General features: G+C 33.5%; 11 protein-coding genes. 4 read left to right on the forward strand and 7 right to left on the reverse strand.

Translation table 11 applies throughout. From position 1 onward, the window contains the following. Nucleotides 1-129 precede the first annotated feature (129 nt). From GBO31_RS07685 to GBO31_RS07695, 3 genes are all read left to right on the forward strand, one after another. On the forward strand, nucleotides 130-699 hold the full coding sequence (locus GBO31_RS07685) for a hypothetical protein (protein WP_219007748.1): 570 nt from the start codon (nucleotides 130-132) through the stop codon (nucleotides 697-699). A 282-nt stretch (nucleotides 700-981) separates the two neighbouring features. Beyond that, nucleotides 982-4,029: a ligand-binding sensor domain-containing protein gene (locus tag GBO31_RS07690; protein WP_219007749.1), complete on the forward strand. Its 3,048-nt coding sequence runs from the start codon at nucleotides 982-984 to the stop codon at nucleotides 4,027-4,029. 8 nt (nucleotides 4,030-4,037) lie between these two features. Then, a complete protein-coding gene (locus tag GBO31_RS07695; RefSeq protein ID WP_219007750.1) occupies nucleotides 4,038-4,787 on the forward strand; it encodes a LytR/AlgR family response regulator transcription factor in 750 nt (249 codons plus the stop codon). An 81-nt stretch (nucleotides 4,788-4,868) separates the two neighbouring features. On the opposite strand, the gene GBO31_RS07700 is transcribed toward GBO31_RS07695, so the two are convergent. From GBO31_RS07700 to GBO31_RS07705, 3 genes are all read right to left on the reverse strand, one after another. Then, entirely contained in the window at nucleotides 4,869-5,723 is an 855-nt protein-coding gene (locus tag GBO31_RS07700; protein ID WP_219007751.1) for a T9SS type A sorting domain-containing protein, read from the reverse strand. A 112-nt stretch (nucleotides 5,724-5,835) separates the two neighbouring features. Continuing rightward, entirely contained in the window at nucleotides 5,836-5,967 is a 132-nt protein-coding gene (locus GBO31_RS27175; RefSeq protein WP_281422459.1) for a hypothetical protein, read from the reverse strand. Nucleotides 5,968-6,111: 144 nt separating this feature from the next. After that, the gene (locus GBO31_RS07705; RefSeq protein WP_219007752.1) at nucleotides 6,112-6,867 is read right to left on the reverse strand and encodes a DUF481 domain-containing protein; all 756 of its coding nucleotides are present in this window, start codon (nucleotides 6,865-6,867) and stop codon (nucleotides 6,112-6,114) included. Nucleotides 6,868-7,087: 220 nt separating this feature from the next. Between GBO31_RS07705 and GBO31_RS07710 the strand changes: the two genes are divergently transcribed. Further along, nucleotides 7,088-7,459 (forward strand): hypothetical protein, encoded by a 372-nt coding sequence (locus GBO31_RS07710; protein ID WP_219007753.1) that lies wholly within the window; start codon nucleotides 7,088-7,090, stop codon nucleotides 7,457-7,459. On the opposite strand, the gene GBO31_RS26975 is transcribed toward GBO31_RS07710, so the two are convergent. From GBO31_RS26975 to GBO31_RS07725, 4 genes are read right to left on the reverse strand one after another with little or no spacing between them, the layout of a single operon-like run. Beyond that, a complete protein-coding gene (locus GBO31_RS26975) occupies nucleotides 7,460-8,344 on the reverse strand; it encodes a glycosyl hydrolase family 17 protein (RefSeq protein WP_246615799.1) in 885 nt (294 codons plus the stop codon). 24 nt (nucleotides 8,345-8,368) lie between these two features. After that, nucleotides 8,369-9,805: an MFS transporter gene (locus GBO31_RS26980; RefSeq protein WP_246615800.1), complete on the reverse strand. Its 1,437-nt coding sequence runs from the start codon at nucleotides 9,803-9,805 to the stop codon at nucleotides 8,369-8,371. 10 nt (nucleotides 9,806-9,815) lie between these two features. Then, a complete protein-coding gene (locus GBO31_RS07720) occupies nucleotides 9,816-11,255 on the reverse strand; it encodes a glycoside hydrolase family 30 protein (protein ID WP_246615801.1) in 1,440 nt (479 codons plus the stop codon). Between the two features lie 41 nt (nucleotides 11,256-11,296). Further along, on the reverse strand, nucleotides 11,297-12,583 hold the full coding sequence (locus GBO31_RS07725; protein ID WP_219007755.1) for a glycosyl hydrolase family 17 protein: 1,287 nt from the start codon (nucleotides 12,581-12,583) through the stop codon (nucleotides 11,297-11,299). Nucleotide 12,584 lies beyond the last annotated feature (1 nt).

Here is a 12,584-nt window from a genome sequence, read left to right on the forward strand (position 1 = left end):
AATTATGTTAAAACCGTAGTTAATGATACGAATTCTAAATTGATTCTAACGAATTCTAAATCCAGTTCATTTTAATCGTAAAGCCCCTATAAATTTGTAGCAAATAATCAACCTCAAAATAATACTGTTATGAAAAAGATCATTGTTTTTTTCATCCTAATTTTAGGATTTCAGTTTATGAAGGCGCAAAGTTTTCAGCAAACAGGAAAGTATAAGGCAGTGACCGAAATTAAAGAGAATGGGGCAGAACAACTGACTTGCATTGTTAATCTGATTCGTTTGGGGGGAATTTCGGAAAACGTTTTTACTTTCACAGTTAAAGACATTGAGCTTTTTGAGGACATCTTTATCACCACCTTAGAGAACCCAGGTCTGGAAGGGATCTCTGAGGTGATTAAGATGGAAGTAGAATATTTGGCATGTTGTGCAGAAGTAGATTCCTATTATTTCATGGTATCTGAAGAAACTAATGAACTAATTGAATTACCACAACTTACCAATGTTTATTGTGAAAATTCGAATACTGATTCTCAATATACATTTCCTAGCCAAGAATATGGAATTGTGGGAAATATATTAGAAACAGAAACATTATATAAAGAAACAGCAGAAATTAAATACGTAAATCTAAAACAAAGCTTTACCTGGAATGACAACAAGGTTACTACTCCAAAAAATACAGCAATTACCAGTTACTAGTCTATTGAATAAAAGACAATTCGGTTTTTATTATTCAATAATATTATTCTACTGCATTGTTCTATTTTTATTCTTAGTTCTATTAAGCTTTAAGATTTTATACTAGCATATAAAACCATTGTATACGGCAGGCGCGTCCAATTATTTCCAATTTGTTTTTTCCCAAAAAAACTGCCTGCTTGTATACGGTTTTGTTATTTATTTCTTTTTATCACAAGTATTTTATAGGTATAGCTAACAAGAAATCCAGTTTGATTATATTTGTTATCAAACCAAAAGTTTATGAGCCCCACTCGCTTTTCATATCTACTATTCCTTTCATTATTAGTAGGAATCCACATTCCTTATAAACTATCAGCTCAGAATAATGGATTAAGAGCGTATACATTAGAAGATGGACTACCACAATCACAAGTTTATGATATTATTCAGGATGATATTGGATATTTATGGTTAGGAACTCGTGGTGGTGGATTGAGTAGATTTAATGGTGAAGAATTTGAAATCTGGAATGAAGATGATGGGCTTTTATCCAATTATATTCATTCACTCCAATTTGCCAATGATAGCTTATTTATTGGTACACGAAGAGGGCTTTCTATAAAAACAAAAAAACAATTTCATAATTATGAAGGTCTACAGATTAATAAAATTTTTAGAATTCATAATAAAACGTATCTAGCATCTAATGTTGGGATCTACACATACAGTCCTAAAGATGGATTAAAGAAAATACAACTAGACCCAAAAATTAACACCAGTATTGTTAACGATATTGTTTATGATGGCAAATTATTTTGGATTGCTACTAATAAAGGGCTATGGAAACTAAGTGATATCCGTAAGAATGCAAAAGTAATGGTTAGGCATAGTGCTTATAAATTTACTGCGGCCTTATATCATAAAACAAAAGTGTTTGTCGCTGCTTCAAATCAAGGAATTTTAGTACTAAATACAAACGCTAAAAGTTATGGTAATAAATGGATACAGGAATCACTAAATGTAAACAGCATTTCTATTTTAAATAATGAGCTTTGGTTTTCAACGAGTAATGATGGAATTACCATTTTAGATGCTACAAACTATCGATTAAAGAAAAAAATAAATAGAAAAAATGGTTTAGCAGTATCTAATATTCAAAAAAGTATTATCGATCGTCAATCTAATATTTGGATTGCCAGTTCTGGAGGAGGATTTTATAAATATTCTCAAAACAATTTTACACATTATAATCAAGATACAGGATTAAAAGGAAATCGTGTTTATGCTGTGCATTATAGAGATAATGAAATCTGGGCATCTAATTCAGAAGCAGGTCTTATTAAAATCGACAGTGCAGGGATTCATCAGATCAAACAAGATAAAAAATTATCTGAGTTAAAAATTAAAACCTTAGCCAGTGACAGCCGTGGAAACATCTGGGCTGGAACTGAAGGAAAAGGTATCATTTTAAAAGAAATAAAGCTTAAGGATAGTATCATAACTATCAAGAAAGGCTCTAAAAGAGTTAAGAAAGATACGCTGACTAAAGAAGTTATCAAAAACTACGTCATTAATAAGAAAAAAGGACTTTCTTCAAATTGGGTTCGATCAATTCATATTAGTAATGACACTATATGGGCAGCAACATATTCTTCAGGAATCACTCGATTTATTTATGACTATAGAAGACATAAAGTAAAATCTATACGAAAATTTGCTAAAAGACGTGGTATAAAAGACCTGGAAATAAAGCATATGACTGCTGATGCAAAAGGTAAAATATGGTATGCTACAGAAAATGGAAGTCTTGGATATATCAGAAGAAATAAAGTAACACACCTTGGTAACGTACTAAAACAAAAAGTAGCCATTAATGCCTTTGTTTTTAAGGATAATAAAATATACCTAGGAACAGCAGGGCAAGGTATCTGGTGGGCGGATTTAAAGGAAAAAGAGCTTTCATTTAAAAAATTGAAAGGAGAAAAGAATCTATATTCTAATAATATTTATCAAATGATATTTGATAATGAAGAAAACTTATGGATTGGTACCGAACGTGGTGTGGATCGAGTAGAAATCAATTTACTTAACCAAATTCAAGATGTTTTTCATTATGGTAGAAATGATGGTTTTTTGGGTATTGAAACATGTTTGAACGCTATTACTAAAGATGATGATGGTAATCTATGGTTTGGAGCCATTTATGGTCTTACAAAATATGAACCAGGAGAAATAGATAAAGCCCCTGTTAAACCGGAAATTCATTTTGAAAATGTTGAAATAGCGTATGAAACATTAGATTCTATTAACCCAGATTTGTGGGCAAAAAACAATTATGTTTTACAACTAACTCCAGAGCAAACAGAGCTATCTTTTAGCTATAAAACTATTGATCTGGATCATCCAAATGATATCGAATATCGTTACCGTTTGAATAGTACAGCTTGGAGTCCTTGGTCATCAGAAAAGAAGCAGAACTTAGCCGGGTTAGCATATGGAGCACATTCTTTTTCTGCGCAGTCCAGAAACTATCGCTGGGAAGAAAGTCAACCTATCACTTTTAATATTTTTATCGACAGTCCTATTTATGAAAAATTATGGTTCCAACTTACCATGTTAGGAATCATATTATTAGTACTAACCATCATAGCACTTCTATATATTCGCAAAGTAAAACTAAAAAACAAAGAAGAACGAGAAAAGTTACAAATGCAGAATCATCTACTCTCTTTAGAACAGAAAGCTTTGCGCCTTCAGATGAATCCACATTTTATTTTCAATGTATTAAATGGTATTAAAGCGATGGGAACCAGTAATCCATCTAAAATGAATAGTACTATCAATACTTTTGCTACGTTATTAAGAGAGACCTTATACAACTCCAGAAAAGATAATATCACGCTGGATCAAGAAATGAAAACACTGAAGCATTATATAGAAGTTGAGAAATTAATGGCTACTAAGCCATTTGATTATACGATTTCTATAGATTCAGAATTCGATCCTGAAGAAGTATTAATCCCACCAATGCTCATCCAGCCTTTTGTAGAAAATGCCATACGACATGGTATTCTAAAAGGAAATAAAGATGGAAAATTAAAAGTCTTTTTTGATACTAATGAAGAATTCTTACATTGTAAAATATTAGACAATGGTATGGGAATCTTTCAATCTCAGAAAGCAAAAACTAAAACAGATCATCAATCCATGGCGCTTACTGTTACAAGAGAAAGACTGGAATCCATTTCAGGAAAAGATGCATTACAAATAAAAGAAATAATAGATGAAGATTCTTCTGTAGAAGGAACAGAAATTTCGTTTAAAATCCCTTTACTAACTGATTATTAACTAAACCTATGCTTACAGCAATTATTGTAGAAGATATGCCAGACGCTCTTCAGCTTTTAAAGAGTGATTTGGAAACTAACCACCCCGAAATAAAAATCATTGATACTGCTCGAAGCGTAGTAGAAGCTGCAAAATCATTAAGAACGCATAAACCAGATATTTTATTCTTAGACATTATGCTTGGCGATGGTACTGGTTTTGATGTATTGGAAATATTTCCAGAACTAAAATCCAAAATCATCTTTGTGACAGCAAGTGATGAATATGCTATAAGAGCTTTTAAGTTTGCAGCTATAGATTATGTACTAAAACCTTATTCTAATGAAGAGCTTGCACAAGCAATTAGCAAAGCCAAACAACAAATTCAACCTAATAAAGAACGACTTAACATTCTTAAAGATACCTTATCAGCTCCAGAGCAAAAACCTGATAAAATATCGCTACACACCTTAGATAAGATTATCATTGTTAGTCTTGATGATATTGTAAGATGTGAATCGGATAGTAACAATACAATATTCTATCTGCAGGATGGTCAAAAAGTTTTTGTGACTAAGACTTTAAAATATTTTGCAGACATGCTTAAGAACTATCAATTCTTACGTGTCCATCAAAGTCATTTGATCAATTTGCAATGTATCAGTGCTTTTATAAAAGCTGATGGTGGTTATCTTATGCTAAAAAATGGTGAAAATGTGCCCGTTTCTGTTAGAAAGAAAGTAGAGGTAATGGAAATTCTAGATAGAATGCACCGTTAAAAAAATATACAAAACTGTACAAAAAAGCCTTTCAATATGAAATTGAAAGGCTTTTTCATTTTATTTAATATGATATGTTTATTATTCTTTCACTAGCTTAATCGTTTTAACTGCATTCTGTGAGGTAAGCTGCACAAAATAAACTCCCGCTGCCATTTCCTTAACAGATACCGATTCTGCAACGATATTCTCAGAAATTGATTTTACCAATCCTCCATTAATATCAAAAATTTTGATATCGTCAATGATTCCATTTGCTCCTTTAATGGCAAAACTAGTAATTGCAGGATTTGGAACAACTGTAATATCACTAGAAAAAGCCACCTCTTCTACGTTAAGTAGTGGATCTGCCAATTCATAAAACACTAGACCTGCAAAGTTATTTCCATAAAACTCTGAATCCATAATAGGTGTGCCATCAATGTCTGCCGGAAAAGTATTTGAAAAATTAAATCCACCAGAAGAGTTTGTAGCTAAATCCACAATAGTTGCATCCGTATTTTCTGTTAAGGTAATATCTCCTGTTGTTGGCATATTATCTACAACAAATGAAAATAAAGGAATTTGCTGTCCTGTAGTATGAGAAGCTATGTTTAATGGAGAATCAGAAGTTCTATTAAATGCCCATAGATCTCGTGTTCCATCTCCAGCAGAAAAGGAATTTAGATTAGCTGCATTAAAAACTGTGCTCTGCCAATTATTCCCATTTATCTGTGTGAAATTGCTAAAAGTATTCCCTGCTGTTATAGAAATAGTAATTTGAGCAGCGCCTACCAAGACATTTCCATTATCAAAATCTGGAATTATTACGAATGTAAACTCATAATTTGCTCCTGTATTGTTATAATCTCTAACCAATCCATATCGATAACTCTGTGCAGAAATCGTCCATATAGAAAAGAATAATATAGCTAAACTTAGTAGTTGTTTCTTCATAATTTCTAAAATTACTGAGGTTCTAAGGATATAGCAGTACGCTTATGTTATCCATTAATCGTATCATCTTCGATTTACTAATGAAAAATCTTAAGCTGTATCACATGCCTTTTTAAGAAGTAACTCTTACGTATAACATTTTATAATTCTTTGGTGAAGCAGAAAGCTTTGAAGCAGTTTGTAAAGCTATTCTTACATAACTAAAAAGAATAGTAAATACTAAAAGTGTAAAAGTTATGATCATATATACTGTGTTTGGGGGTTTCTTAATTTTATGCTAAAATAGCCAATTAATTGATAAAACCTTCAAAATAAGGAATATAATCGATAAACGACACCTGTAAAGTACAGTTATCCACTCATTTATTCGATTAAATAGTTGTCAATATCAAAATGAATAGGTCAAACCATTGGTCCATTCATACTGTGTATCAGGTATACCAGTAGCAGGAAAAGAATCAAATAGCAAGGTAAAGGTAGATTTAAAGGCAAAATCCTTGAAAATACCGAATACAAAAGAAGTTTCCGTAGAAATACGATAATCCTTAAGTAAATTTACTTTAGGTTGGTAATACGTAGTGCTTATGATAGAAACTTGATCCGACGGATACAGATTTACCGAAATATAGGTACTTCCTCGTACATCAGAATTCGTAATGATTTGATCTGACTCTTCGGTTTCTTCATATTCATACATGACTAATGTTCCCACATAAAAGCTATGTTTTGTAGAAGGAATTACTTTAAATCTTGGACCAGATCCTAACAATCCTCTAAATTCAATATTAGAAACAGGATCATACTGCGATTGTGCGAAAACTTCCCAAGCGATTCTAGGATGAAATTTGTAGTTGTACCGTAGATGCTGAATTCCTCTATTTACAAATCTTTCAGAATCTAATTGCTGCAAATTAAGGTCATTAATGAAAAGAACTAAATGCTTATTCGTTTTGTATTGAATATGCGTCCTATTAGCTATTTTAAAAATATCCCTTTTATTTTTTATCAATGCGACATCCAAACTTACAAATCCATACCATCGAGAAGTATCCGACACTTTTCGTAGGGATTCTACATTAACAATTTGACTGCTAGCAGATAAACAAAAACAACTAAAAATAAAAAGTAAATACTTTTTCAGCATATACCATGCATTTAATCAAATAAGGATTCCAAATTTAAAACTGAATAAAGAACACATTAAAAATGTTACTCAATATTGTCGCAAAACTAGCCATATAACTATAGGCGACCAAAAATATATAAAATCAAAATTTATTGGGTACACTCATCTTGATTATAGAGTGAAAAAGCACATATAAATCGACAAAAACTTACCAGAATTTTCGAGTATCTTTGAATGTATGATTGCTAATAGAAAAACAGAAAGGTGTACTTTTTCTTCTATCTTATATATACCATATAGGCGTAGCATCTATTCTTTACTATTTGTTTTATCTTTTTTAACCGGCTGTAGCTCCAAAGAACATATACCTCCAAAAATAGAAAATGCAACTATCGAAATCTCTGACTGGGATTTTAATAAACAGCCAAATCTTACCAAAAACGGATCTGGAGATTTGTTCTTATTTGAGAATGTCTTTTTGGATAGAAAAGAAATAGCTCGTTTACGCTTTACATCAACAGAAGCTGTAAAAAAATCCAGAAGTCGTTTACGAAAACGAATGCATCTTCAGGAAAAAGAAAGCTTGGAGAATTATATTAAATCTATTTGATTAAAATTTTAACTGTTCATCTCTGTCCCAAATTCCCCAATAGGCACCAACATCACCTTCTGCTCCTACTTTCCAGGATTCATCAAAGGATGAGAAATAAAACAACTCTATATCCTCTTCTGCCACCCACTTTTGAGTATTCATAAAGTACTTCATAGCATTTTCATAGGATGGAAAAGCACCTTCTAGATTAGTTCCTTCACTAGGCCAGCCTGTTTCTGAGATAATTACCTTTTTACCTCTCCCAGCCCGCAAAGCTCTCTGATACATATCTTTCATATATAACAAGGAATAGTCCAAATCACAGCCTTCCCAAAAAGGGTAGCAATTGGCAAGAATAACATCACAGGCATCACTAATTTTTGGATGATCCACGAACTCATAATAGGCATCGACATAACCCACAGGAACATTTTTAATATTGGATTTTGCATATTGTATAAAGTTCAACAACTGATGCTCTGTTAGATCACCTCTATATAGTACTTCATTTCCAACTGCAGCAATATCTACAAATCCTTCATTACATAATTTGATAAGCCCTTCAACTTCTTTTTGATTGGTCTCATCATCATCTCCTAACCAAGCACCTACTAAGGATTGTATACCAAACTCCTTAGCTATTTTTGGAATTAGCTCATTTCCTTCTGTAGTAGAAAACGAACGCACCCATTTGGTATAAGGCGCTATAATTTTCATACGATGACGTATTTGATCTTCAGACAATTGATCTCCTGGTTGTTGTCCTTCTTCGTATGGGCTAAAACATATTCCATGCATTCCTTGAGCCAAAAACTTTCGAAATAAAACTTGTAATTCTTCTGTACTCTTTCCTGCATAATCCGTAGATGCTAGTGCTAAAAATTTCTCAGTTCTGATTGACATGGCTGTAGGTTATCTTTTTTAGGTTTATAACTCTCCTCTTCTTTTTACTAATTCTGCTTTAATTTCTCTGGCTCTATTTTCTGTCAAGCTGTATTTCCACATTACCCAAATCGCTAAGGCTGCAGTAACTGCGGGTAACACAATATCAGTAATACGCATTCCTGTTAATGCTTCTGCAGTTTGCGTAGATGCTGTAGGATCGTACCCCAGTAATTTTAAAATAATTCCAGAAAAAACTAATGCAATTCCTTGACCCACTTTTATCATCCACCAATAAATGGCTCCAAAGGTTCCCTCTTTACGTGGCATTCCATTCTCTAATTCATCTAGGTCACAAACATCTGCAGTCATGGACATCATTAAAGTGAATAAACACCCCATACCAAAAGCCATTAAGGGAATCGGAAGAAAAATCATGTAGTAATTTTCAGGATCAAATCCCCACCATTTTAAAATATATCCTACTATAGAAATAACAGTCGCATAGATAAAGGCTTTTCGCTTTCCCATTTTATTAGCCATCCAGTTAATAATAGGAATAGCAATAAACGCGGTATAAGCAGCAGTTACTGAAGGAAACAGTGCTACCCACCATTTTGAAGCACCCCAATCCCCATCAAACATATAAAAGTTGATAATGAAAACTCCAAATTCTGACACTATCTGAAAACCGTTAAATACTAGAAATGTCGCAAGACATAATTTTACAAAGGGTTTGTTTTTAAGAACCAATCGGATTCCTTTAAAAATTTTCCCTGTACTATTGAAAACACTTTTGAACGTAATTTCTTCTCTACCAGCCATTTTACTAGCATCAATTCCTCGACAAAAAATAGCAGGCAAGATTCCTAAAATTATAATCACAAATCCTGCGATTAAGGCTATCGTACGGACTCCTTCTGGTTGTGATGCAAATAGATCACCATCTGGTATTAAAACATATAAAAAAGGTACTAACATCCACGCGATTTGACCAATCGTATTGGCAAAACTCATTAGGCGTGTGCGTTCATTATAATCCGATGTCATTTCATACCCCAACGCTATCAAAGGCGTAGAAAAAATGGTGTTCCCGAAAATTAGTAAAATAGAAAAAATAAGAAGGTACCAGAAATTATACATCTCTGGATTGGTATCATGTACTTGCCATAGAATCATAAAGATAATACCAGATAAAATAGCACCTATAAAAATATAAGGCCTTCTTCTTCCAAAATGGGAACTCGTATTATCCGAAATATATCCCATTACTGGGTCTGTAATGGCATCAAACAATCTTGGAACACCAACTATAAGCCCTGCAAGGACAGTATCCATCCCAAACCCATCAGCAGATTTTAGGATTACTACAAAAACTCCTAAAATACCTGGTATTAGATTATTAATTAAATGACCCGCACCAAAGGCAGCCTTTTGACCAACGGGAACTTTATCTTTTGCAGCAGTTTGAATAGTTGACATAATTGTAATTTTAGTTGGCAATAACTATTGTTTGAATAGCCTTTGCGTTAATAGAAATATCTTTTATTTTTTCATGGAGCATTAAAGAGAATTGTTTTGTTTTTTCAGTAGGATTAAAAACGATCACTGCAATCGATCCATCAAGATTTTTAGCTGCAGTGGTCATAAGTTCTGAATCCGAATTTTCGACCTCAATGATCATAGCTTCAGGACGTATGTATTTACTGAAATGCGCCATGATATAGTACAATGGTGTAAAATACACCTCATCATTTTCAGGGTCTACAAGTACAGGAGCAACACACCAATTTTTAAACCAGTTAGGTCCTCCTTGTCTATCCAATACCATATTCCAATCTACCCATCCATCAACCCAATTATTTAAGCAACCTATGATATCCCTTGCATACCGATACGTAGGAACATACTTGGGATGTAAATATTTTTGTTCTTCTGGCGCCCAATCCCAACCCCAATCGGTTGCTTCTTTGGTCCAGTACCAATCATCATCCTTCCATTTAGGGACTTCTGCATCGATACAAGCTTCGGTTTGAATCAAATATTTGTTCGGTGCTTTTTGATGAGCATATTGCAATGCTTCTGGAAAAACTTCATATGTACTTTCATACCAATGGATAGCAGTACCATCATAATATTGTGAAGATGCTTTATCTTTAAACATTACATCTACCCATTCCTTTAATCCTTCTCTATTCTGGTCATATCCCAAAACTTTTATGGCTCCTTTGCCATCTTTCTCTAATTGTGGCCCTAAGTGATTTTGCACAAAGTCTGTCATTTCTTGTGGTGTAAAATGCATACTTTCCCAATTATCTCCATTTCCATGAGGTTCATTTTCTACCGTAAAACCCCAAATGTTTATTCCTTGCTTTTGATATGCATCTACATACTTTGAAAAAAATAGTGCCCAAGTATCATAATGCTCTGGCAAAAGTTTCCCTCCTACCCAATCTTTGTTGTCTTTCATCCATGGTGGAGCCGTCCAAGGAGACGCGAAAATTTTAAAGCCATCTTCAGAAATAGCCAGCGCATCTTTAATCATTGGGATGAGATCATCCATATCTTCTTGCACTGAAAAATCTTTGAGTTCTTTATCTTCCTTTGGAGCATACGAATACTGACTTAAAGAAAAATCGCAGGAATTCATATGTGTTCTGGTGAGTGAATAATTAGCTCCTTCTTTTCCGAAATACGCCGTCAAAATCTTATCTCGATTTTTAGGGCTTACCTTATTCAATAAATAGGCTGAAGATTCTGTAAAAGCTCCTCCAAAACCGGTGATTTTTTGAAATGTTTTAATTGGGTTTACAACAATACTAGCCTTTACTTCAGTGATAGGGAACTCGGTAATTTCAGATAATTGATGACCACTTGCAGAAGTCTCATAAACAGCCACTTCCAAACTTTGTTCTTTCGCACATGAACTCATAATTAAAAAAACTAATATTATGTAAATCGTTTTTTTCATTTTTAATGATTCGTTACCGTCATTTCTTTGATCGCTGGTAATTCTACGTCATTCATCATTGCACTTTTATCTCCACCGTACGTTTTTGTAATAGGATTACCTCCTCTGGTTAGTCCTTCAAAAACACCTTCATCTAATTTATCCCATAATGCGTATTTAGCTTTTCCATCTACGGTTATCAGACCAAAATGATTTTCTGAACCCTTTTGATTATGAGCATCTTTCCAAGGTTCATCAAAAGCTTCAAAATAAAAACAGGATATTCCTTCTTTTGTCGTCCATTCTCTCATGTATTGATGATAGAGCGCTTCTTTAAATTCATCAGTAGCTTTGGATCCATTAGGCCCATAATGTCCATTAGAAATGGTAGCCCAACCGGTTTCTCCGATATGAATAGGTTTTTGAACTCCTAAACTGGCTACATATTCAGAAACTGCCTTGTATTGTGATTGTGCAAATTGCAAGGCTCTTTTCATAGCAGCTTCTATTTTTTCTTCGTCGGTTAGACTTTCTTCTGTTACATCAATTCCCCAAAACTTAGGATTATAGTGGGTATTATGATAGGGATACGTGTGCATTGATATGTAATCTACCGCTTTGATTAGATCTTCTAAATCTTTTACGTGGTAACTTTCTTCTCCACCACCCCAAGAGGCAAAGTCATCTGATGAGGTGATCCATACATCCTTAGAAAGTTTTCCTTCCTTTTTTAAATTTTGTAGATAGTTCACCCATTTTAGTATTACATTAGGTTGTACATAATAACTTGTAGCCCATCGGATCATAGCTTCGTTACCAACTGCAATAATCTTTACAATGTCTGGATATTCATTTGCTAAGGCTACAGCCCGTTTAATCTCTCCTTCATTTTGTTCACTTTCTACCGTATGATCCGGCTTTTTATCAGTCCATGCATTTTTGCAATCAATCCAGGCACCTAACATCACATACATTTCAAAAGTTTCATCTTCTTTCTTTAGCTGCCTGATCGCTTTTAACAAATTAGAAGCTTGCGCTAGTTGAACATTATATGTTCTTAAAACTTTGATGTTCATAGCCTGAAGAATTTTCATATCTTCTTTAAGCTGAGCTACAGTAGGTTGATACTCTCTTGAAGATTTTCGATAACCTCCATAAGATATCGCCTGATACTCTGGGTTTCCCAATATATCTTTTGCCGAAATACTTTTTTGGGGATGCATAGGTGGTTCGGTTTTTTGTTTTTGATTACAAGACAGCATAAGTACTGCAAATACTAATAATCGTACTATGTTTTGTCTTAACTTCATC

Origin of the sequence: Aquimarina litoralis, assembly GCF_019295435.1 — a bacterium.
GTDB classification, from domain to species: domain Bacteria; phylum Bacteroidota; class Bacteroidia; order Flavobacteriales; family Flavobacteriaceae; genus Aquimarina; species Aquimarina litoralis_A.